Annotated in this window: 25 protein-coding genes; 18 read left to right on the top strand and 7 right to left on the bottom strand. The window is 39.8% G+C overall.

Annotation, left to right across the window (positions count from 1 at the left end; all coding sequences use genetic code 11):
* Positions 1–356: 356 nt before the first annotated feature.
* The 5 genes from MHH31_RS09120 to MHH31_RS09100 all read left to right on the top strand — a co-directional run bounded on the left by MHH31_RS09120 (position 357) and on the right by MHH31_RS09100 (position 7140).
* Positions 357–1817, top strand: coding sequence for a CoA-acylating methylmalonate-semialdehyde dehydrogenase (locus MHH31_RS09120; protein ID WP_165378884.1), 1461 nt, complete (start codon positions 357–359; stop codon positions 1815–1817).
* A 223-nt stretch (positions 1818–2040) separates the two neighbouring features.
* Positions 2041–3585 (top strand): glycoside hydrolase family 43 protein, encoded by a 1545-nt coding sequence (locus MHH31_RS09115; RefSeq protein ID WP_342495458.1) that lies wholly within the window; start codon positions 2041–2043, stop codon positions 3583–3585.
* Between the two features lie 41 nt (positions 3586–3626).
* On the top strand, positions 3627–4895 hold the full coding sequence (locus MHH31_RS09110) for a glycoside hydrolase family 30 beta sandwich domain-containing protein (RefSeq protein WP_082627046.1): 1269 nt from the start codon (positions 3627–3629) through the stop codon (positions 4893–4895).
* A 131-nt stretch (positions 4896–5026) separates the two neighbouring features.
* Positions 5027–5734 (top strand): response regulator transcription factor, encoded by a 708-nt coding sequence (locus MHH31_RS09105; protein WP_058337211.1) that lies wholly within the window; start codon positions 5027–5029, stop codon positions 5732–5734.
* 2 nt (positions 5735–5736) lie between these two features.
* Positions 5737–7140, top strand: coding sequence for a HAMP domain-containing sensor histidine kinase (locus tag MHH31_RS09100; protein WP_058337212.1), 1404 nt, complete (start codon positions 5737–5739; stop codon positions 7138–7140).
* Positions 7141–7194: 54 nt separating this feature from the next.
* On the opposite strand, the gene MHH31_RS09095 is transcribed toward MHH31_RS09100, so the two are convergent.
* Complete coding sequence (locus tag MHH31_RS09095; RefSeq protein WP_007499277.1) at positions 7195–7503, bottom strand: DUF4870 domain-containing protein; 309 nt, start codon at positions 7501–7503, stop codon at positions 7195–7197.
* 384 nt (positions 7504–7887) lie between these two features.
* On the opposite strand from MHH31_RS09095, the gene MHH31_RS09090 reads away from it, so the two are divergent.
* The 3 genes from MHH31_RS09090 (at position 7888) to MHH31_RS09080 (ending at position 9888) form a co-directional block, all read left to right on the top strand.
* Positions 7888–8289 (top strand): MerR family transcriptional regulator, encoded by a 402-nt coding sequence (locus MHH31_RS09090; protein WP_017367349.1) that lies wholly within the window; start codon positions 7888–7890, stop codon positions 8287–8289.
* A 25-nt stretch (positions 8290–8314) separates the two neighbouring features.
* Positions 8315–9241 carry an alpha/beta hydrolase gene (locus MHH31_RS09085; protein WP_058337213.1) on the top strand — a complete coding sequence of 309 codons (927 nt, stop codon included), beginning with the start codon at positions 8315–8317 and terminating at the stop codon, positions 9239–9241.
* A gap of 224 nt (positions 9242–9465) precedes the next feature.
* On the top strand, positions 9466–9888 hold the full coding sequence (locus MHH31_RS09080; protein ID WP_058337214.1) for a cytidine deaminase: 423 nt from the start codon (positions 9466–9468) through the stop codon (positions 9886–9888).
* 43 nt (positions 9889–9931) lie between these two features.
* Here MHH31_RS09080 and MHH31_RS09075 read toward each other — a convergent pair whose 3' ends face one another.
* The gene (locus MHH31_RS09075; protein ID WP_253718751.1) at positions 9932–10396 is read right to left on the bottom strand and encodes a pentapeptide repeat-containing protein; all 465 of its coding nucleotides are present in this window, start codon (positions 10394–10396) and stop codon (positions 9932–9934) included.
* 134 nt (positions 10397–10530) lie between these two features.
* Positions 10531–10698 (bottom strand): hypothetical protein, encoded by a 168-nt coding sequence (locus tag MHH31_RS09070; RefSeq protein ID WP_281215200.1) that lies wholly within the window; start codon positions 10696–10698, stop codon positions 10531–10533.
* A gap of 165 nt (positions 10699–10863) precedes the next feature.
* Between MHH31_RS09070 and MHH31_RS09065 the strand changes: the two genes are divergently transcribed.
* Positions 10864–12009, top strand: a complete 1146-nt coding sequence (locus MHH31_RS09065; protein ID WP_058337217.1) for a choline esterase — start codon at positions 10864–10866, stop codon at positions 12007–12009.
* Positions 12010–12124: 115 nt separating this feature from the next.
* Here the strand turns inward: MHH31_RS09065 and MHH31_RS09060 are convergent, their stop codons facing one another.
* A complete protein-coding gene (locus MHH31_RS09060) occupies positions 12125–12436 on the bottom strand; it encodes a monooxygenase (protein WP_058337218.1) in 312 nt (103 codons plus the stop codon).
* 11 nt (positions 12437–12447) lie between these two features.
* Positions 12448–13371, bottom strand: a complete 924-nt coding sequence (locus tag MHH31_RS09055; RefSeq protein ID WP_058337219.1) for a DsbA family protein — start codon at positions 13369–13371, stop codon at positions 12448–12450.
* 181 nt (positions 13372–13552) lie between these two features.
* On the opposite strand from MHH31_RS09055, the gene MHH31_RS09050 reads away from it, so the two are divergent.
* The 3 genes from MHH31_RS09050 to MHH31_RS09040 all read left to right on the top strand — a co-directional run bounded on the left by MHH31_RS09050 (position 13553) and on the right by MHH31_RS09040 (position 15124).
* Positions 13553–14122 (top strand): TetR/AcrR family transcriptional regulator, encoded by a 570-nt coding sequence (locus MHH31_RS09050; protein WP_058337220.1) that lies wholly within the window; start codon positions 13553–13555, stop codon positions 14120–14122.
* A gap of 72 nt (positions 14123–14194) precedes the next feature.
* Positions 14195–14620: a MarR family winged helix-turn-helix transcriptional regulator gene (locus tag MHH31_RS09045; RefSeq protein WP_058337221.1), complete on the top strand. Its 426-nt coding sequence runs from the start codon at positions 14195–14197 to the stop codon at positions 14618–14620.
* A 156-nt stretch (positions 14621–14776) separates the two neighbouring features.
* Positions 14777–15124: a DoxX family protein gene (locus MHH31_RS09040; protein ID WP_058337222.1), complete on the top strand. Its 348-nt coding sequence runs from the start codon at positions 14777–14779 to the stop codon at positions 15122–15124.
* 72 nt (positions 15125–15196) lie between these two features.
* Here the strand turns inward: MHH31_RS09040 and MHH31_RS09035 are convergent, their stop codons facing one another.
* Positions 15197–15385 (bottom strand): hypothetical protein, encoded by a 189-nt coding sequence (locus MHH31_RS09035; protein ID WP_057079479.1) that lies wholly within the window; start codon positions 15383–15385, stop codon positions 15197–15199.
* A 258-nt stretch (positions 15386–15643) separates the two neighbouring features.
* On the opposite strand from MHH31_RS09035, the gene MHH31_RS09030 reads away from it, so the two are divergent.
* From MHH31_RS09030 to MHH31_RS09010, 5 genes are all read left to right on the top strand, one after another.
* Positions 15644–16813, top strand: coding sequence for an NAD(P)/FAD-dependent oxidoreductase (locus MHH31_RS09030; protein WP_058337223.1), 1170 nt, complete (start codon positions 15644–15646; stop codon positions 16811–16813).
* A 42-nt stretch (positions 16814–16855) separates the two neighbouring features.
* Positions 16856–17536 carry a TetR/AcrR family transcriptional regulator gene (locus tag MHH31_RS09025; protein WP_058337224.1) on the top strand — a complete coding sequence of 227 codons (681 nt, stop codon included), beginning with the start codon at positions 16856–16858 and terminating at the stop codon, positions 17534–17536.
* A 162-nt stretch (positions 17537–17698) separates the two neighbouring features.
* Positions 17699–18349, top strand: coding sequence for a PAS domain-containing protein (locus MHH31_RS09020; protein WP_017359563.1), 651 nt, complete (start codon positions 17699–17701; stop codon positions 18347–18349).
* 11 nt (positions 18350–18360) lie between these two features.
* Entirely contained in the window at positions 18361–18735 is a 375-nt protein-coding gene (locus MHH31_RS09015) for a RidA family protein (protein WP_019744141.1), read from the top strand.
* A gap of 72 nt (positions 18736–18807) precedes the next feature.
* Positions 18808–19911 (top strand): threonine synthase, encoded by a 1104-nt coding sequence (locus tag MHH31_RS09010; protein ID WP_058337225.1) that lies wholly within the window; start codon positions 18808–18810, stop codon positions 19909–19911.
* A 226-nt stretch (positions 19912–20137) separates the two neighbouring features.
* Here the strand turns inward: MHH31_RS09010 and MHH31_RS09005 are convergent, their stop codons facing one another.
* Positions 20138–20482, bottom strand: a complete 345-nt coding sequence (locus MHH31_RS09005; RefSeq protein WP_017359567.1) for a helix-turn-helix domain-containing protein — start codon at positions 20480–20482, stop codon at positions 20138–20140.
* A gap of 123 nt (positions 20483–20605) precedes the next feature.
* Between MHH31_RS09005 and MHH31_RS09000 the strand changes: the two genes are divergently transcribed.
* The gene (locus MHH31_RS09000) at positions 20606–21187 is read left to right on the top strand and encodes an NAD(P)H-dependent oxidoreductase (RefSeq protein WP_058337226.1); all 582 of its coding nucleotides are present in this window, start codon (positions 20606–20608) and stop codon (positions 21185–21187) included.
* Positions 21188–21502: the final 315 nt, after the last annotated feature.

The raw sequence follows: 21502 nt of genomic DNA, 5'->3' as shown, positions 1-21502 counted from the left end.
AGCCTGATGCACCTGGCATCAGGCTTTTTTAGATCAACAAACTGATCATTGACTGAAAGCGTTTTTAATATTATGATTTTTCTAAAGTTAACCAACAGTTAACCAAAAACATATCATCAATTAATTAACATGATCATGCCACATGACACACAGACAAAACGACCTAAAAGGGGGACAGATCTGCGGAACCAAAGAAGCTGAAAGGTAGAGACTTCACATGTATTATCAGAACGTAAAGCAAAACTGTGGTTTCATTTGACAAAGAGTGTATACAGATGAAGACCCCTTAGATGAGACAATGACGATAAATCAACACACGATTGCATCACAATCCAAACAAAGAGGAGAGAGGGAACATGACCAAAACAGATGTACAAACGTTGAAAAATTATATTGATGGACAATGGGTGGACGCCGAAACGAACCAAACGGAAGCTGTTTATAATCCAGCTACTGGCGAAGTCATCGCAGAAGTACCGCTTTCTACAAAAACGGATGTAGAACATGCAGTCCAAGCAGCACAAGAAGCGTTCACCACTTGGTCTAAAACAGCTGTTCCCCGGCGCGCACGTATATTATTTAAATACCAACAGTTACTCGTTGAGAAATGGGATGAGTTAGCTGAACTCGTCACGTTGGAAAACGGAAAAAGTGTAACAGAAGCAAAAGGAGAGGTGCAGCGAGGAATTGAATGTGTGGAATTTGCCGCTGGTGCACCAACCTTAATGATGGGGAAACAACTACCTGATATTGCGACTGGTCTAGAGTCTGGCATGTACCGCTACCCAATTGGCGTCATCGGCGGCATTACCCCTTTTAACTTTCCGATGATGGTCCCATGCTGGATGTTCCCGCTTGCCATCGCCTGTGGAAATACATTTGTTTTAAAGCCTTCAGAACGGACGCCAATCCTTGCTGCACGGTTAGCAGAACTATTTGAAGAAGCGGGACTTCCAAAAGGTGTGCTCAACATTGTCAATGGCGCTCACGATGTAGTAAACGGTCTGCTTGAACATGAAAAGGTAAAAGCCATTTCGTTTGTCGGCTCTCAGCCAGTCGCAGAATACGTCTATAAAAAAGGAACAGCACATGGTAAACGTGTACAAGCACTTGCCGGTGCAAAAAATCACTCCATCGTCTTGAAAGATGCTGATTTAGAATCGGCAACAAAACAAATCATTGGCGCTGCTTTTGGATCAGCAGGTGAACGCTGCATGGCAGCAGCCGTTGTCGCAGTGGAAGAAGACGTGGCGGACGACTTGATTCAACAATTGGTCGATGAATCCAACCAGCTTGTCATCGGAAACGGAATAAATAAAGATGTCTTTCTCGGACCAGTCATTCGGAAGGAGCATAAAGAACGAACTCTTCAATATATCCAATCAGGAATTGAAGAAGGCGCAAGCCTGATTCGTGATGGCAGACAAGATAACGAAACAAATGGAGAAGGGTATTTTGTCGGACCAACGATCTTTGATCATGTCACAAATCAAATGAAAATTTGGCAGGACGAGATTTTTGCCCCAGTCTTATCCATTGTCCGTGTCTCATCACTCGCAGAAGCAATCGACCTGTCCAATCAATCAAAATTCGCAAACGGTGCCTGCCTATACACAGACAGCGCTTCAAGCATAAGAGAATTTCGTGAAAACATCGAAGCCGGCATGTTAGGCATTAACATTGGTGTTCCTGCTCCAATGGCTTTCTTCCCATTTTCCGGCTGGAAAGACTCCTTCTACGGAGACTTGCACGCCAATGGAACAGACGGAGTAGAGTTTTACACGAGAAAGAAAATGGTGACCGCTCGGTATATGTAGCCTACATTTATTGAACAATGAGGAAGAATGCAGCTCCAAAATGGAGACTGCATTTTTTTGTTGTCTTCTAGTTAAAAAGTAAGGGTTTTCATCGCACTCTTTACAGGGATTCACAGGGAGAAATCATTCTTTGTATTCATTCTTCATCACGAAACATCAACATAATTTGAAATTGGGCCTAAACCCCAATATCAGGAAGATGAAAACAGGAGGAAATGACACGATGAGGACGAGGATGAAGTGCAGCGTTTGTTTATTGATTTTCACTTTGGTACTGAGTTGTTTGCCGGTATATGAAGCGAATGCGGCAAGCACTCCTATTGCCAAGCAAGTAGGAAATGCAAACCCGCTCATTGACCATCACTTAGGAGCAGACCCGTTTGCGCTTACCTATAACGGAAGAGTGTACCTTTATATGTCGAGTGATGACTATGAATATCAAAGCAACGGAACGATTAAGGACAATTCATTTGCGAATCTGAATAGAGTATTCGTCATCTCTTCGGCGGATATGGTCAACTGGACCGATCACGGAGCGATTCCAGTAGCGGGGGCAAATGGGGCAAATGGCGGCAGAGGCATTGCCAAATGGGCAGGCGCATCATGGGCCCCATCAGCGGCGGTAAAGAAGATCAATGGAAAGGATAAATTTTTCCTTTATTTCGCTAACAGCGGCGGAGGGATTGGAGTCCTTACAGCAGACAGCCCGATTGGCCCATGGACTGATCCAATTGGAAAAGCGCTCGTTACGCCAAGTACACCTGGCATGTCCGGAGTTGTATGGCTTTTTGATCCGGCCGTATTTGTAGATGATGACGGTACTGGCTATCTATATGCCGGCGGAGGCGTTCCAGGCGGTTCCAATCCAACGCAGGGACAATGGGCAAATCCTAAAACAGCAAGAGTCCTGAAGCTAGGTGCTGATATGACAAGTGTGGCCAGTAGCGCATCCACCATTGATGCTCCTTTTATGTTTGAAGATTCGGGGATGCATAAGTATAACGGAACCTATTACTATTCCTATTGCATCAATTTTGGCGGCTCTCATCCTGCTGATAAACCACCTGGTGAAATCGGCTATATGACGAGCTCAAGTCCGATGGGACCCTTCACATATAAAGGACACTTTCTAAAAAATCCGGGTGCTTTTTTTGGTGGCGGCGGTAACAACCATCATGCGGTGTTCAATTTTAAAAATGAGTGGTATGTGGTGTATCATACGCAAACCGTTAGCTCTGCTTTATACGGGGCCGGCAAGGGTTACCGCTCTCCACATATTAATAAGCTTGTGCATAATGCAGATGGCTCCCTTCGAGAAGTAGCAGCCAATTATGAAGGAGTGAAACAGCTATCTAATCTGAATCCATATCAACGCGTTGAAGCTGAAACATTCGCTTGGAATGGACGCATTTTGACAGAAGCCTCGTCAGCACCAGGAGGACCAGTGAATAACCAGCATGTCACCAACATTCAAAACGGCGATTGGGTGGCTTTAGGGAATGTAGACTTTGGTTCAAATGGCGCTAGAACATTTAAAGCCAATGTCGCATCGACAGTAGGCGGGAAAATAGAAGTACGCCTTGGCAGCGCAAACGGCAGACTGGTCGGTACACTTGATGTTCCTTCCACCGGTGGAACACAAAACTGGCGGGAAATAGAAACAGCGATTAACGGCGCATCCGGTGTGCACAACGTATTTTTTGTCTTTACCGGAACAGGCGGGGGAAATCTATTCCAATTTGATTCTTGGCAGTTTACTCAAAGGTAGAGAATAAAGGTGCTTAAATGTTTGATAGAGGAGTGGGGAATTTGATGTCATGTATAAAAAAACCAATGCTTGCTTTATTGGTGTGTTTCACCATGCTGTCTGTCATGTTCATTGGACCCGGAGTAGCTGAGGTATCAGCAGCCAGTGACGCAAACATTAACCTCAACGCAGAAAGACAAGTGATTCGTGGTTTTGGCGGAATGAACCACCCAGCTTGGATTGGTGATTTGACAGCGCCACAAAGGGAAACCGCCTTTGGCAATGGACAAAATCAGTTAGGGTTTTCCATTCTTAGAATATATGTAGACGAAAACAGAAACAATTGGAGCAGAGAAGTCGCGACGGCCAAACGAGCGATCGAGCATGGTGCTCTAGTCATTGCTTCCCCTTGGAATCCTCCAAGCAGTATGGTTGAAACATTCAACCGGAATGGATCACCTGCCAAACGGCTTAAATACAATCAATACGCAGCATATGCTCAGCATCTGAATGATTTTGTCACTTACATGAAGAACAACGGAGTCAATCTTTATGCGATTTCTGTTCAAAACGAGCCCGATTATGCACACGAATGGACATGGTGGACGCCTCAGGAAATCCTGCGTTTCATGAGAGAAAATGCCGGCTCCATTAATGCACGTGTGATTGCACCAGAATCCTTTCAATACCTTAAGAATATCTCAGATCCTATCTTAAACGATCCGCAGGCGCTTAGAAATATGGACATTCTCGGCGCTCATCTATACGGGACCCAAATCAGTCAGCTTCCGTATCCTCTTTTCAAACAAAAAGGAGGGGGAAAAGAGCTATGGATGACAGAGGTCTACTACCCGAATAGTGATAACAATTCAGCGGACCGCTGGCCTGAGGCATTAGGGGTATCAGAGCATATTCACCATTCAATGGTGGAAGGGGACTTTCAGGCGTATGTGTGGTGGTACATTAGGAGATCATACGGTCCTATGAAGGAAGATGGAATGATTAGCAAACGTGGATACAACATGGCGCATTTCTCCAAGTTTGTGCGTCCAGGGTACGTCAGAATTGATGCAACGAAAAGCCCTGAACCGAATGTTTTCGTCTCAGCCTATAAAGGAAACAATCAGGTCGTCATTGTCGCGATTAACAAAAACAATGCAGGGGTCAATCAACACTTCGTCGTGCAAAATGGCTCCGTTTCTCAGGCGTCTAGATGGGTGACGAGCGGCAGCAGCAACCTTCAGCCTGGTACAGATATCACGATTTCGGGCAATCAATTTTGGGCTCATCTTCCGGCTCAAAGTGTGACAACATTTGTGGTCAAACGCTAGAGAAACACGAAAAGCCAATTTTCTCATCAAAAAAGAAAATTGGCTTTTTTCTGTGTAAATAGAAAGTTGATTTTTCACGACGTCAACACTTTGGGTATAATAATAACAATGACTTCAGGAGAGTGATTATCATGCCAAAGGTTCAAAGCAAAGTATTGATTATAGATGACGAAAAAGAAATATTGGAATTAATCGATACCGTATTAACAAGAGAGGGCATTGATCAGGTGTTAACAGCTTCAACTGCCCGTGATGGGCTCACGCTATTTCATCAAGAACAACCCGATCTCGTCATACTGGATATTATGCTGCCAGACGGAGAAGGCTACGATATTTGCAAACAAATCAGAGATGTCTCGCATGTTCCGATTATCTTTTTATCAGCAAAAGGAGAGGAATCAGACAAAATTGTAGGACTTGCCATTGGCGGCGATGATTACATTACAAAACCGTTCAGTCCAAAAGAAGTCGCCTACCGGGTAAAAGCCCAGCTAAGACGGTCATCATACTTACAGCCTTCTCAAGCGGAGCCCGTGATCAAAAAAGGCCCATTTGAGTTAAACGAGCAGCAAGCCGAACTGACGAAAAACGGAGCGGCAATTGAACTCACTCCGAAAGAACTTATGTTGATGACTTATTTCTTGCAGCATCCGAATCGCGTAATCAGTAAAGAAACGCTTTATCAAACGGTTTGGGGAGAGGATTTCTTCGGTTCTGATAATACGGTAATGGTTCATATACGAAGACTTCGGGAAAAAATAGAACATTCCCCATCTACACCAGAATTTCTCGTGACGGTCAAAGGGCTTGGCTATAAATTTGTTGTAAAGGATGCGTAAAGATGAAATGGCGATTAACAGGCAGATACATGGTCTCTGTCATTATCGTGACCATTATCACGGTCTTTATTAACTTATTTGGATTCATGATATGGCTTGTACTACAAGCAAGCAGTCAGCAAAACGAAGAAAATACGCCGGAAACCTTTACAAGAACATTTGAACAATACATCACCTTGTCTGATCAAGATATCACTGTGAGTAAAGAAGGACAGCAAGCTTTAAAACAACAAAATGCGTGGATTCAAATATTAGACGAAAATGGACAAGACGTCTATCATGCACTAGCACCTAAAGGCTTAAAGAGCAAATACACACCTATAGAAGTCGTTAACTTACATAAATATAAAGATAAGCAATTGATGTCGACGATCTATGCTGGAGGAAAAAATGGAAAGGGTAAGGAATACAGCTATTTCATCGGATTTAAGGACCCTTCCATCGGAAAATATTTATTTTCTTTTGATACGAAAGAATTAATATCGCAATTCAATATCGGGACGATGATTTTATTATCGATTGATGCCATCATTGCCTTATTCATTGGATACTTATTCAGCCGGCAACTCATCAAACCGCTCGGCCGTGCCATTCATGGCATCCAGAGGCTCGCAAACGGAGATTATACGACGAAGTTGCCAACGAAGGGGATATATAAAGATGTGTTCTATAATGTCAATCACTTATCAGAGCAGCTCGCTTCAAGCCAAAAAGAAAAAGACAAATTAGAGCAAATGCGAGAAGAGTGGATCAGTCATATTTCTCATGATATTAAAACACCATTATCCTCTATTCAAGGCTATGCAGAAATCATGAAAGATCCAAATTATCCTCTTTCAGAACAAGATATCAGACATTACGCTGACATCATTGAGAATAAATCATTGTACATCAAAGATGTGATGGAGGATCTCAATTTAACAACAAGGCTGAAAAATAACGACGTGATGTTGCATAAAGAGCTTGTGAACATTGTGCCATTGCTGCGTGAAACGTTAATTGATATCCTCAACGATTCGAGATATGCAGATCAGACCATTGAGCTACAAACGAATGTAGACAAGCTCATGCTGAATATTGATACGATCCTCATACGAAGAGCGGTCACCAATCTCATTTTAAATGCCCTTGTTCACAATGATGCTGATGTGAAAATCATTGTACAGCTTGAACAAAAAGAACATACCCACATCACCATTCAAGACAACGGCAAAGGAATTGAAGAGGCAGAGCTAGAAAAAGTGTTTGATCGCTACTATAGAGGGACGAATACTGGAGGGACACATGCAGGCTCAGGCCTTGGAATGGCGATTGCAAAAGATATCATCCAAAAACATGGGGGAGATATTACAATACAAAGTATGATAGGAGAAGGAACAACGATTGATATCCAATTACCCGCTTAAACGGACATACAAAAAAACGGTTCTGCTCAATCACAGAACCGTTTTTTCTAACTCTTATTCTGAAAACACTTTTATGCCTTTCACAATGTTCCAAATGAAGAAGTAGATCGCCACAAGGAATGTCACAGCATATGTTGCAATTAAGAACGGACCAGCATGACTGATATCGTTCATGCCAAGTAAACCTGAACCGGCAATACCAAGACCGAAAATCAAATAAGGAATAATATGTGTCCATAGTGATTTTTTCGCATGGTATTTCACTTCGTCTTTTCCTAAGAAATAAACGATAATCGGAAATAGAAACGGTGCAAAAAAGATACTGAAGTAACATAATGAAGACAAAATTTTATTTTCTCTCAAAGCTTTTCACCTCTATGATTGATTTAGAAGAGGGGACCATTTGACTCATCCCTCAATTCCTTACAAACCCATTGTACAACCTCAACCTTAACTCGTATTAATCCGAACCTTACAGCAACCTTAAATATGTTAAACCATAAAATGATGATCGATATTTCAATTTATTTTTTCAGAAAAAAAGTTGACTTCACCCCCTCTGAATCTACAATCAGTAAAGTCGAACCATTTGAAGATGTTCTATTCGGATGGTTAAGCTAGGGATCTCTTCGCTACAATCATTTGATAACAAAAGTTAGCCGAAAAATGTTTCACCTTGACCTTGAAGTATAGTTCAACCTTTATAATGTACATATAGTAAAACAAAATAATAAAAAAGGAGTAACGATGGAGTTGATGACTAGAGGAGAACTTGCCAAAAAAACAGGAGTGAGTCCTGCCGCAATTCGTTACTATGAAGAGCACAACATATTACCTGCTCCAAGACGACGTTCAAACGGTTACAGATTCTATACAGACGACTATGTTGTGAAAATTCAATTGATCAAAGATGCGAAAACGCTCGGTTATTCATTAAAGGAAATAGCTGAAATTATGGACATGCTAAGTCAAGACATAGACCTTGATACCCTAAGACAAATTGTCCATCTTAAACATGAAGAAATTGAAAAGAAAATTAAAAGCCTTCGTCTCATTCAAGACCTTTTATCTAACTTATTAAAAACCCCTGAAAAAAAAGTACAAGTCTACCTGGAATCATTTCGTGTTCCAAAGCAGGATGATCAATAAACCTATTGAGTGAAGGAGAGAAAAAATGAGTGTAGAAATGTATCATGGTGAACGTTCTAAAGAAAGTATTCAATTTGAAACATTATTCGCTTCGCAAAGTAATAAAGAGAGTTTTTCTAGTATCGAACAGACAAAAAAATTTCTTGAGCAAAAAGGAATTGAAAATACGCAGCCTTATGCCATTGGGGATGATGTGAAGTTAATCAGTGAGGTACAAGAGCAGACATTCGAAGGCATGCAAGTTTTCACATTGAATGAACAAGCATCACAAAATCAAAAAGTCATTCTCTATCTACATGGTGGCGCGTGGACAAATCAGCCTTTGAATGTCCATTGGTGGTTTATGGATAAAATGGCGCAATCACTAGGTGCGAAAGTAGTTGCTCCTATTTACCCAAAAGTTCCTCATTATAGCAACCAGGATACGTATCCGAAAATGCTTAACCTATATAAAGACCTTCTGAAAACTGCCGGAAGTGCCAATCAATTGACGATCATGGGAGATTCAGCTGGCGGAAACATCTCACTTGGTCTTGCGCACCTTTTAAAGAAAGAGGATCTGCCGCAGCCGAAAGATATCGTGTTACTATCTGCGTGTGTGGATATGAGCATGAGCAACCCTCTCATATTTGAATACGCAAAAAAGGATCCGATTCTAGGTCATCAAGGAATGGAAGTCATCACAAAAATGTGGGCAGCTGATCAAAGTCTCACAGACCCATTGATTAGTCCCATTTACGGTGACTTTAAAGGGATCGGGAAGATCACTCATTTTATCGGAACACATGATATGTTATATCCAGATGCCATAAAGCTCGATGAAAAACTATCAGAACAAGGAATGGACATCAAAACCTTTGTTTATCCTGAAATGCTGCATGTGTTTGTTGTCATGCCAATTCCAGAAGCGGCAGATGCTCTGAAGAAAATCATTCAAGTGATCAATCGTTAGCGATTCAGTTCACACCTAGAAAGGGTAAATGTTCTGGTGTAAATAGGCGAAAAGGCTGCTTACTTGAAAGCAGCCTTTTTCAATTGAATATGAAATACATTCAGAATGGCAATTCACTACAGATTAAACGGTCTTTTGGCTGGTTTGCAAAGGAGAGTGAAGTTCAGTTCATCACCTCATGTTTGGTATAATACATACGAGCAGTGAGGCGAAAGGGGAACGCAATGAGAACGTTTGATCTATCACAAGAAGATATCGAATTAATAGACGAAGCAAAAAAGAAGATTATCAGTCTTTATGAAGATGACAAGCATCATGTAGGGGCAGCGATCCGCATGAAAACAGGAGAAATCATATCAGCTGTCCATATAGAAGCCTATATCGGACGGGTAACTGTTTGTGCAGAAGCCATTGCGATTGGTAGCGCTTTATCGAATGGATACAAAGATTTTGATACAATTGTTGCAGTGAGACACCCTTATTCAGATGAAGAAGATAGAAGAATTAGGGTAGTCAGCCCTTGCGGCATCTGCCGAGAGCTCATTTCAGACTTTGGGCCAACATGTTTTGTCATTCTTGATATGGATGGGGAGCTGGTCAAGGTGAAAATCGAAGAACTCATTCCGCTCAAATATACTCGAAACTGATGTACCACATAAAGATAAAATAGGAAAAGAGATGTAGCAAACGCTACATGTGATCCTTGCTACATCCAAGATGACTGAAAAAGCGTTCAACAAAAGCGGCCCCATGTATGTTCTCCATATATTTCGTGTTAAAAATATACTGTTCCATTTGTTCAAGCTTCCGCAGACTCCGCACTATTATTTTCCGATCATGGTCAGACAGAGTAGGATCATCATCTATCTTCTCTAAGGCCTTTTTCACTCGTGCAGATACATGTTCAACATATAAATGGTTTTTGGATGCTGGCGGAATACATGCCGCTAGGTCACAGCCTATAAAACGAACACCATCAAGGGTGCAGTTTTCAAAATTGGCGATCAGCTTTTGTTTGCCATTTCCCTCAAACGTTATATCTATTAGCTTACCAGCAAAGGTACAATTGACGATGTTCGCTGCCTGTAAAACACGGTCATTGAATCTACAATTAGAGAAAGTACAATCGATAAACGTAGCATTCTCCAATGTCATTCCCCTCATATCGCAGGAAGAAAATTCGCAATTGGTGAAGACAGCTTCGTTTTTGCCAATGCCCACAGAGCGCAAGTCTGAATGACTAAAAGTACAATGATCAATCGTACTACCGGCAAAAAATCTCGCATTCGTCAGATCACACGTATCAAATACAAGATGATCCAAGTGACAGCTCCAAAAATAGGAGAACGAATATTTGAGTTGATGATTGTCGTTCTGCTAATTGTTTCGTTTTCATACCTGGCAACATCAGAAAATGTTTCGTTGTCTACTGATATACCAGACTCAAGTCTTCTCATCGCTATCACCCTATCATTTCTTCAGAAATTTTTCACCATCATGATGTCCATTCAGCAAGTTCATTTTCTCTTAGCGCTTGTCTTTGACTCAAGATTATATCACAATACGATACTCAGCCAGCAAAGAACCGATATTCATTTTCATGATGAAAGGGGCATAAAAGAATGAAAAGGTATGACACATTTCCAGAACCAATCGGTAGCTACATAGTCGGCCGAATCCAGATGGATTTTGAGTATACGGCATCAGATCAATCCAAAAGAGAACTGACCGCATTTATGTACTATCCATCTGATAGCAGTGAAGGAAAGACTCCATCCACATACATGTTTCCTGAAGTCTACGAAATGCTTCATGACCAGCCGCTTGTCACTGAGTATTTGAAGGAAATAAAGTTCTTCTCTATCGATATCAAAACGCATTGTTATGACGATCTGGCTCTTTCTCGGAAGGAAGAGCGCTATCCAGTGGTATTCTATGTTTGTGGCGGGGGTGGTTCACCTGAATGGGGCACAGCCATCTGTACAGATATGGCAAGCCAAGGGTATGTTGTCGTCAGTATCGGCCATCAGGATAGCACCATGTACAAACGGAAAGATGGGAAGCTGTTGAATGTATCAAAGGGTTTTTCGGAAGTCATTAAGGCGTTTTCTGAAGATCCAGAGATGATAACACTGGCAGGTAAGATGAATATGCGCCCTGACGATGAAACGGCTATTGAGATGTGCCGTAACATCCTTTCCTTGCCAATCATTAACGAGTTAACAAGATATAGTGAACGACAGGCAGAAGATGTAAGGTACGTAGCCGATCATCTTCACAAACTAAACTCTGGAGAATGGAAGTCCATTTTTCATGACAGACTGCTACTCGACACTGGCATGGGTATCGCTGGACATTCTTATGGCGGACCTACAGCGGTTATGGTTTGCCGGGATGACGACCGGTTTGTCTGCGGGGCTGGCTTAGATAGTGGTGCATTTGGCCTTCTCGACAGCGACCTCAATAAACCCTTTTTGCTCCTGTTTTCTGAACCGAATTATAATATGAATGCGATCATTGGTGACAACAATAGTATGGAAACTTATTATTTCACTGTTGATGGTGCTGCACATTTAGATTACTGTGACATCGTGTTTACCGGTGTAGATGAGGAACTTAGAGGCACAAGAGATGCATTAGAGATGCATCATCTTGTGACGGACTATACGAAGACGTTTTTTGATCATTACATCCTGCAAAAGGCTACACATGTAGAAACCCTATCATATGATGGTGTAGACTTAATTAAAAAAACAAGCAACAAGTGAGCTAGGGGAAACTGCTGATCATAACCTTTTAATGAATCGGTTTAAAGTTGAATATCTTACTTCATTCATAAGAAAAAAGAGCAGTCAACAACCGCTCTTTTTTCGTGTGTTAATCTTAATGCGTTTTTAATGGACCTTTTGTGATATGAGTCAGCTCAGAATTTATGTCAAAGATTTTCGCATTGATGTCTGTTATGCCAAAGCTAGTGATTCTTTTAGCATGCATATCGAGATATGTTTGAGCTTCTTCTTTTGTTTCAAATAAATAAATTCCGCCAGCCTCATTTTTTTCAGGATTCTCCGTCCATATCTTCCATATGAACCCATCCTCTTCATTAATACTTCTCGCTAAATCAGAAAACTCTTTTGCCAATTCATCTCCGAAAGGGCCATTCATCTTAAAATCCACTTGTAATACGTAAGCCATCGCCATTCTCCTTATGTTGAAGTTGTGAAATACTGTTCTCCTAGAGCTTCTTTCATATGAAACGGTACTTGTGAAAGTTCTTTCTCCATAAAAGTCTGCACACCCGATTGATCAATATCGTACATCACTTCAATCTCTTTAGAGAATAGACATTTTTCTTTTTCGAGTAAGGCAGAAACCGCTGGTAGCTTTTTCGGTTGAAGCTCTTCTGTGTTTAAAGCTTGCTTTAATCCATCCACATAGACGTCTAATGGTCGACCACCCGTGATTTTAACTCCTTTATTTTCTTCATTGACGAAGATGATGGTCGGAAAACCTCTTGCACCGAGGTCTCGAACAAGAGCAAAATCTTGATTTAATAAGTCTTGTCCGCTATGGAGCTCCGCTTCATGTAAAATCTCATCTCCGTTCAGTCCAAGGTTGTTGACGATATCAATTAAAACCGTAATATCAGATATATTTTGATTGAATGCAAATAGTGCTTCTCTTGCACGGCGTAAAAACGTATAGGCTTGTTCATCACCGTGATGTTTTTGAATCACTTTGAACACACGAGAGGACGGGTAGGAGGATTGAACAGGATTGTCAATCATTAAGGACCCATCAATTGGCATGCGAGAATGTTCTCCGACTTCTCTCCAGTGACCCGCAACATCAGCAGGCTTATAAATTCCGTTCGCAGGATCAATTGGACCGTCATGCCATTTCTCTAGCAGTCCACCTAACACAGTCTGGAAATGAAAATAATGTCCGTATTGCTCTTTAAATCGGCGCAGGACAGGTTCAATTGCCCAGCAATGAGAACAAATTGGATCTGTTACATAGTAGAGCGTAATGTTTTTTTTAGGTTGGTGAAAGTCAATGACCTGAATATCTTCTTCACCTACACCGCATACACCAGTTTCTAAATCACAAAACATGTCATTATTTTTCAAGTTGTTTCCTCCTTAATTTTTCAGGAAAAAATGTGTCCTGATCAGTTGTTTGAATCAAGTCATCATTTGCTTTACAATTGAATCTTAAGACAGAATGAGTGAGATCAACACCAATAATTTCTTCAATTTGTTGTTTATCCGACAGATTCAAGCATGTGTTTAAAAAGAAGGGGGGAAGAAGATGACGCAGCCAAAGACAGATCCGCGTGTATTAAGAACGCGCAAATTAATCATGGAGTCTTTCATGAAGCTTTCATCGAAAAAGGAATTTAAGGATATTACGGTGAAAGATGTGACAGCAGAAGCCATGATTAACCGAGCCACGTTTTATTATCATTTTGAGGATAAATACGATTTATTAGATAAAACACTCTCAGAAGTATTGTCGATTAATTTAGAAAGTATCAATTTTAACAATAGTAAACTAGATGAAGATACAATGATGAATATTTTTAAAGCGCTAGCCAGTTTCCAACAATCTCTGCATAACCGCTGCCAAGTAGAATATGAAACTGAACTTGCTCCAATTGTTCGAGAACAGCTTGAAATTATTTTTTATCAGTTGTTAGCGAATCAATATACAAATGTCGAAAAGCAAGTGTTGAAGGTCACGGCTGTTTTTTTAAGCTGGGGAATTCACGGAGCTTCTGTTGAGTGGAGAAAAAATAGTTCGCACATATCTTCAGAAGAATTTATCAAATCAACATTGCCGTATATCATGTCAGGAATTGATTTTAAGCATAACATGTAGACAATTTGACAATGTTTAACCGCTCCACTAATATAAATGCTATAGCATATAAAATGATTAGAGGGTGTTTACATGAAGTTACATGATTTAATAGGTTATCTCGTTCATCGCACTGATGTGAAAATGACGAATTATTTTACGAATAGGTTAAAGCCATACGGTGTTACACCAGAGCAGTGGAGTATTATTAGTATTCTTAGCCGTGAAAAAGGCTCAACTCAAAAAGAATTGGCAGAAGGCATTGATAAAAATCAAACCACTGTCGTAAGAATGATCCAGTCAATGGAACGAAAAGGGCTTGTCAAAAAAATCTATAATGAACAAGACCGGCGCTCGCATCACCTGTTTTTAACAGAAAAAGGGGACGAGATCAAAAAGGCGATTCTTCCTGTCGTCATGGATGCACATCGAACTGTGACAAATCAATTAAGCGATGAAGAGATTGAACAATTAAAATTACTTTTAAACAAATTATTCTATTCAGACTATCCATCTTGATAAATCTGTAAGGTAGAAACAACCTCTATTTTTGCACGATATATGCTATGACATATAAATTTCATCCATTCAATGTGGAAGTGAGATTTTATCAAGATGGCCCCAGAAACCGGTGTCCATTAAGCGACCCTTTCTGGTCAAATAACTTAGAAAGATGTGATCACTATTTTCATTCTTATTCTACAAATTGTATTGGCTGTTTTCTTTTTCCTCACAGGAACGAAAATCATATCAGGAAAAATGGCAGAAGAGTTTAAACGATTTGGTTTACCCGCATTTTTCAATGTTTTAACGGGGGCTCTTGAGTTAATAGGAGCTGCTGGAATGCTAGCTGGCATATGGATCCCAACATTAGCGTTATTATCAGGCTTATTGTTAGGAGGTACGATGCTGGCAGCTGCATTTACTCTGATCGTATTGGCCAAAGATCCCTTTAAAAAAGCAATCCCTGCACTTGTTTTATTCGCTCTCAGTATCGGTGTCAGCTTATACCACATTCTTTAAATTCATATTAAAAAATCACAAAAACCTAAACAAATCTCCACTGTTCATGACGGTGGATTTTGTTTAGGTTTTTTAGCGATTGAATTGCTTTCGAAGCACTAGGCATGAGACAGCAAATACTGCGAAAGCGCCCAATGATCCAGCAGCAAACACCAGCTCAAATTGTTCTGTTTTCGGTTTGAATAACAAAGGGACTGAAAGAATGAGCGCGGCACCACTAAAGCTCAATCCTAATATCAACATGGCCAATAATTTATTCATAGGAACACCTCTTACACTTAGAATGAGAACAATGGAGATCTACTGATCCTAAGTATCGTTGTTATGATTCGACAACCTTTAACCGTCCTAAATGGAGTGTATCATATGATGTTGGGCGATTGGATTCTTTTCATGAAAACACAATCGTAAAACAAACGATTTTTAAACGAACACTGTTCTTTACGAACGATGTTCGTTATGATATAAATGAGATGTAATTTAAAACGATTTCCACAAAGGGATGAGGAGATGCAGAAGATGACATCATTATCTAAGGATCAAAAGCAAATCGCTATCATTGGAGGAGGACCTGGGGGACTAACACTTGCCTTAATTTTGCAAAATTACGGTATACAAACAACCATTTATGAACGAGAGATGCATGACAAGAGCCTTGAACGAGGCGGCTCACTGGATATTCACGAAGAAACAGGTCAAAAAGCTTTAAAAGAAGCAGGAGTTTATGAGAAATTTCAAAAGAAGGCCCGCTATGAAGGGGAAGATTTCCGATTACTTGATAAATCAGGAAGAATTTATTTAGATGAAGAAACGGAATCAGATCAAAAAGGTACTCGCCCGGAAATTGATCGTGGTGTGTTATGTGAACTACTGTTAGAACAAATTGATGCTGAAACCATCAAATATGGGTATAAACTAGAAAGATGCGTTTCATTAGAAAGTGGTATGACAGAGCTTCATTTTGAAAACGGAGTTGTCGAAACAGTTGACCTTTTGATTGGGGCTGATGGTGCTTTTTCTCGTGTGCGTCCTCTGTTAACAGATATTGAGATTGAATACTCTGGGCTCACGATGCTAGAACTGAATGTCTTAAGCGTAGAGGAGAACCATCCTGATTTAGCTGAATTTAATAAACGAGGTAAGATGTTTGCTTTGGCAGACCACAAAGGACTGATTGGGCAGTTAAACGGAGATGGCCGAATCAAAGTGTATGCAAGCCTTATGGTAGAACGCAACTGGATCGAGACTTGTGGTATACCGTTTCATCAAGCGAAAGAAGCAAAAGAACAATTATTAGCGTTATTTAGTGATTGGGATGATCAGCTGAAAAACTATATTCGTTATGCAGAAGATGCCATCATTCCAAGACGGATTTATACGCTTCCTACCAGTTTTAAATGGAATCGTCATAAAGGAGTAACGCTTATCGGTGATGCAGCTCACGTCATGTCGCCATTCGCAGGCGAGGGTGTGAACATGGCGATGTTTGATGCAAGGGAGCTAGCACTTGCTATTGTCCGACATCCTCATCATATTGAAAAGGCGATTGAAGAATACGAAGACATGATGTACGAATATTCATCGGAAAAAGCTCATGAATCGGAGAATAGTTTAAAACTGTGTTTTTCAAAAGACGCTGCGGTCAAGCTTGCAGATATGATGAATTCTTTTCAAAAGGATGATGATTGATGCTCAATTTACTATTTTACTTTGACATGTTATAAAGAGAGTATGAACAATTCAAATCGTCGTATTATAAGTCGCCGGTCTCGGCCGGCTAAAGAACCCTTAAGCCGTGAGCTTATTGTGAAAACGGCCTATGAGCTTCTTAAGGAGCAAGGAATAGAGGGCATGAGTATGCGTAAGGTGGCTAAAGCATTGGATACGGGACCTGCATCCTTGTATGTCTACGTGAACAATTTTCAAGAACTCAGTGCTTACGTATTGGATTATGGTCTCGGACAAATGGTTTATCCAGAGTCAGAGGATGGCACATGGAAAGAACAGTTATTCGACATATTGCATACTTATTTCCTACTGCTGTTCGAAAAACCTGGTCTCGCTGAAATTTCTCTTTCCACCATTCCACAAGGAACGAACTTTCTTCAGTTGACCGAACATCTTCTCGCTGCATTGCATGAAGGCGGGATCAAATCTACATCCGCAGCATGGGGAGTAGACCTATTGCTGTTATATGTATCTTCCGTAGCTTACGAAAAGGTCTCTTGGAAGAAACAAGGCTCTTCACAGATTTCAGACACAAAAAAAGCATTTCTTCAAGCAGACAAAACGCAGTTTCCTTTCATTCATCGTGTAAAAGAAGAAATGTTTGCAGGTGATACCGTATCAATGGAACGGTTCCGATGGGGAATTGACGTCATTTTGTATGGAATCCAGCAGGAAGACAATTAGAAAGGAGCATAAGCAAAAAGCAGTCAATGGCTGCTTTTTTTATGTGGTGATTTTCATATTTGTGATCTTGTGAGCATTACAACATATAAATAAATCTATATATTGTTTTTGTATATAAAAAATTATATAATCTAGTGGAATAAAAAAATGAGGTGCTTAGGCATGGAACATATTAAAAAGTTATTAGAGAGTTATATTCCTTTAGCAAAATCTACTGCAAAAATGTTTGGACCAAATTGTGAAGTGGTGATTCATGATTTAACGAACCCTCAAGCATCTGTCATGTTTACAGTAAATAACCATGTGACAGGAAGAGAAATCGGCCAATCATTTGATCATCTAGTCAAGACTGTATTACAATCAGAAGATTTTAAAGAAGATTATTTGGCTGGTTATACATTTGTAACAGAAGATAAGCGTACGATTCGTTCTTCGACTTCATTAATACGTGATTCAAAGCAAAAAGTAATCGGTGCTTTCTGTATCAATTTTGATGTTGAAGCACTAAATCAAATGCAGCAATTTATGGACACATTTCTTTCTACACAAGTGGAAGCTCAAGAAAAAGAAACAACATCAAATGATGATCTTGAAAATGTGGAAGAAATAGTAGATCAATTGATCCAACAAATCATTCAAAACAGTGTTCATCCAGTCATGAAACGTCATGAAAAAATTGAACTAATCAAATTCATGGATGAAAAGGGCATTTTCTTAATGAAAGGATCTGTTGAGAAGGTCGCATCTATGTTAGGCATTTCCAAAGTAACCGTCTATAGCTATTTGGATGAAATCAAAAATAAATCGAGGTAAGGAGTGTCAAAATGGAAAGCGTACTCGAGGTAGGAAATCTAAAATCAAACGGACACTATGCATTCGCAACCATTCATCAAAACACGGTCTATGTTTCGGGACAATTTGCTATCAATCCCGAAACGACAGAAAAAGAGTTCGGCCCCATTGAAGAAGAAACATTACAAGCGCTTAAGAATGTGGAGATGATTGTAGAAGCTGCAGGAAGTAAAAAAGAAAAGATTTTGCGCATGACATTATACATTTCAGATATTGAATTATGGGACAAAGTAGATACGGTTTATACCGAATTTTTCGGTGAACATAAACCAGCTCGTACGGTTGTGCCAACGAATGCATTACATTTTGGATTCAAAATTGAAATGGATGCCATTGCATATATTTAGAATATTTTTTTGACCACCCTATATAAAAAATTATATTTTGTATAAAAAAATATTCAAAGGGGCAGATGAAGAATGAATCAATTAATTTGTAACCATTGCGGGGAAAAATATGAGATGACACCAACTCTATGGAAATGTGATTGTGGTGGAGTATTCAATCTAGTGAAAGATACCCCGAAAATAGACGTCACAGCTTGGGATCACTATCCAAATTCATTATGGCGTTATGTTGAAACCATGCCATTTCCAAAAGGTTCTAAGACGTGGGAAACTGTGACAATGGGCGAGGGCCAATCTCCTTTAATCGTTCTAGATCCTAATGAGCCAAACACTTATGTAAAAGTTGATTATATGATGCCTACACTATCATTTAAAGACCGTGGAGCAGCTGTGTTAATGACAAAAGCTAAGGAATTAGGGGTAACAAAAGTCATTGCTGATAGCAGCGGGAATGCAGGAACGGCAATTGCTGCGTATGCTGCGCGTTGTGGTATTGCCTGTGACATCTATCTAAGTGATCAAACATCACCTAAAAAAGTCGCTCAAATAAAAGCCCACGGAGCAACGATTAAAGAAATTCATGGTACACGAGAGGACATTGCAGCTGCGGCCCAAAAGGCAGTAGACGAGGAAAACGTTTTTTATGCAAGCCATGTCTATAACCCTTATTTTTTCGAAGGTACAAAAACATACGCCTATGAAATCTTTGAGCAACTAAAAGGAGCACCGGATGCTTTAATCATTCCGGTTGGAAACGGCACTCTGCTGCTCGGTGCGTATTATGGCTTTAAAGAGTTATTTGAAAATGGTCTCATTCATAACATACCGAAAATTGTTGCTGTACAAGCGAAAAACTGCGCACCCCTTGTGAAAGCCTATCAAAATGAAGAAGAATCAGCATCACCTGTCACAAATAAAGGGACCGTAGCAGAAGGGATCGCTATTGCTGCCCCGGCTCGCTCCAAACAAATTTTAGAAGCTGTATACAAGACGAATGGTACGTTTATTGATATTGAAGAAGAAGAAATTATACATGCACGCTCTAAACTGAGTCAGAAAGGATTTTATGTCGAAGTGACATCTGCCATCAATTTTGCTGGCTACATGAAATATCAAAAGGAATCAGAAGAAACCATTATCATACCTCTTTGTGGGGCAGGGATTAAATCAAAATAACCTTAGGACTCTGGTAGAAAGATGTTTGTAAGACCGTTGCAGTTAGATTACGTCAACTGATCCACAATTGGCCTGATGATGATATAGATAAAAAGAACGCTCTCTATCTGGCAGAAGGAATGGAGTTAGCGCATCAACAAAATGAGCCAATCAGATTGATATAAGATGAGAAGAAAGCTACTTTAGAAAGCATGTTTAAACTGTAGTAGCTTTCTTTCCACTCTACCTAATTATTTTTCATTTGTTCCTCTCCCCAATAACATATCTCATCTAATACAGGCATCAGTGATAAACCCTTTTCAGATAAACTATATTCTACTTTTGGAGGCACTTGGGGATATTCTTTACGATGAATTAAGTGATCCGCTTCAAGCTCTTTTAGTGTATTGGTTAATGTTTTAAAAGAAATCGTTCCGAGCTTACGTTTCAGCTGATTATAGCGAACAGGACCATCGTTTGAATATAAAGCATACAGAACTGGCATTTTATATTTCCCACCAATTAATGACAAAGTATACCCAAAACCAGTATCTTTTAGCTCAGCTTTCGTCTGGAAGGACTCCTCATTCATTTTATACTCTCCTTTGGGTTAGTATCGCACTTTGATTACCGTACTTGTAGTATGTTATAGCACACAATAAAATGAATGTACATCAAAAAATGATGCAAAACTCAGAAGAAGGGTGAATGAATAATGAAAACGATTGTCTATGCACATCCTTGGGATGGAAGTTATAATCATGCCATTTTGACTTCCATAACAGAAAAATTAGAAACAAAGAAAGAACCGTTTCAAGTGATCGATTTATATAAAGATGGATTTAATCCTGTTTTTACAGCTGAAGAATTAAAGCATTTTCATAAAGGAGAAACGCCTTATTCATTAGTGAAGGATTATCAAGAAAAATTAAAACAGTCAACAGAATTGGTATTTATATTCCCTGTCTGGTGGTGGGACTTACCTGCTATGTTAAAAGGATTTATTGATAAAGTGATGTTAAGCGGTTTCGCATTCATTGAAGATCAAAACACTGGTACTTTACAAGGTTTATTGACAAATATTAAAAAAACAACCGTGATCTCAACATCAACTACAGATAAAGAGTATATAGAATCTGAAGCTGGAAATGCTATTCAAAGCGTTTTCATTGACAGAACGCTAGCTGATTTGGGGATAAAAAACGAATCCACGAAATGGATTCATTTTTCTAGAGTGAACTTAACAACAGATGAAAAGAGAAAGCAATTTTTAAAAGAAATATCCCAGAATATTTGATTTACAGTATAACAAATCTTCTACGACCGATTTAATTTATTGAGAAGGTCGTAGAAGTTTTGAAATTTGAAAGAGGTGAGATATAGACAAACAAAAGGATTGACTTGTACAAGAAGGTAAATGTAGATCCATTGTATGATCTGATAAACAATAGCCGTATAAGAATCCCACTATTTAAAGTAAAGCTTTATAACTTTAGTGCTATACGTTTCAGCAGACTCTTTATCACCAGTCATTTAAGCAACAACAAATCGAGCCTGCCTAATTGACCTCTTGCACTCCCCCAAATACCCCATTATTTAAATCCATACCATT

It is taken from the genome of Bacillus sp. FSL K6-1033 (assembly GCF_038630765.1).
Lineage (GTDB): Bacteria > Bacillota > Bacilli > Bacillales > Bacillaceae > Bacillus > Bacillus altitudinis.
This window is presented reverse-complemented; position numbering and strand designations above follow the sequence as displayed.

Excerpts from the sequence above, each read along its gene's own strand:
- MHH31_RS09120 (WP_165378884.1), top strand. The coding sequence starts at position 357 with ATGACCAAAACAGATGTACAAACGTTGAAAAATTATATTGATGGACAA.
- MHH31_RS09115 (WP_342495458.1), top strand. The coding sequence starts at position 2,041 with ATGAGGACGAGGATGAAGTGCAGCGTTTGTTTATTGATTTTCACTTTG.
- MHH31_RS09105 (WP_058337211.1), top strand. The coding sequence starts at position 5,027 with ATGCCAAAGGTTCAAAGCAAAGTATTGATTATAGATGACGAAAAAGAA.
- MHH31_RS09100 (WP_058337212.1), top strand. The coding sequence starts at position 5,737 with ATGAAATGGCGATTAACAGGCAGATACATGGTCTCTGTCATTATCGTG.
- MHH31_RS09090 (WP_017367349.1), top strand. The coding sequence starts at position 7,888 with ATGGAGTTGATGACTAGAGGAGAACTTGCCAAAAAAACAGGAGTGAGT.
- MHH31_RS09085 (WP_058337213.1), top strand. The coding sequence starts at position 8,315 with ATGAGTGTAGAAATGTATCATGGTGAACGTTCTAAAGAAAGTATTCAA.
- MHH31_RS09080 (WP_058337214.1), top strand. The coding sequence starts at position 9,466 with ATGAGAACGTTTGATCTATCACAAGAAGATATCGAATTAATAGACGAA.
- MHH31_RS09075 (WP_253718751.1), bottom strand. The coding sequence starts at position 10,396 with ATGACATTGGAGAATGCTACGTTTATCGATTGTACTTTCTCTAATTGT.
- MHH31_RS09070 (WP_281215200.1), bottom strand. The coding sequence starts at position 10,698 with ATGAGAAGACTTGAGTCTGGTATATCAGTAGACAACGAAACATTTTCT.
- MHH31_RS09065 (WP_058337217.1), top strand. The coding sequence starts at position 10,864 with ATGAAAAGGTATGACACATTTCCAGAACCAATCGGTAGCTACATAGTC.
- MHH31_RS09060 (WP_058337218.1), bottom strand. The coding sequence starts at position 12,436 with ATGGCTTACGTATTACAAGTGGATTTTAAGATGAATGGCCCTTTCGGA.
- MHH31_RS09050 (WP_058337220.1), top strand. The coding sequence starts at position 13,553 with ATGACGCAGCCAAAGACAGATCCGCGTGTATTAAGAACGCGCAAATTA.
- MHH31_RS09045 (WP_058337221.1), top strand. The coding sequence starts at position 14,195 with ATGAAGTTACATGATTTAATAGGTTATCTCGTTCATCGCACTGATGTG.
- MHH31_RS09035 (WP_057079479.1), bottom strand. The coding sequence starts at position 15,385 with ATGAATAAATTATTGGCCATGTTGATATTAGGATTGAGCTTTAGTGGT.
- MHH31_RS09030 (WP_058337223.1), top strand. The coding sequence starts at position 15,644 with ATGACATCATTATCTAAGGATCAAAAGCAAATCGCTATCATTGGAGGA.
- MHH31_RS09025 (WP_058337224.1), top strand. The coding sequence starts at position 16,856 with ATGAACAATTCAAATCGTCGTATTATAAGTCGCCGGTCTCGGCCGGCT.
- MHH31_RS09020 (WP_017359563.1), top strand. The coding sequence starts at position 17,699 with ATGGAACATATTAAAAAGTTATTAGAGAGTTATATTCCTTTAGCAAAA.
- MHH31_RS09015 (WP_019744141.1), top strand. The coding sequence starts at position 18,361 with ATGGAAAGCGTACTCGAGGTAGGAAATCTAAAATCAAACGGACACTAT.
- MHH31_RS09010 (WP_058337225.1), top strand. The coding sequence starts at position 18,808 with ATGAATCAATTAATTTGTAACCATTGCGGGGAAAAATATGAGATGACA.
- MHH31_RS09005 (WP_017359567.1), bottom strand. The coding sequence starts at position 20,482 with ATGAATGAGGAGTCCTTCCAGACGAAAGCTGAGCTAAAAGATACTGGT.
- MHH31_RS09000 (WP_058337226.1), top strand. The coding sequence starts at position 20,606 with ATGAAAACGATTGTCTATGCACATCCTTGGGATGGAAGTTATAATCAT.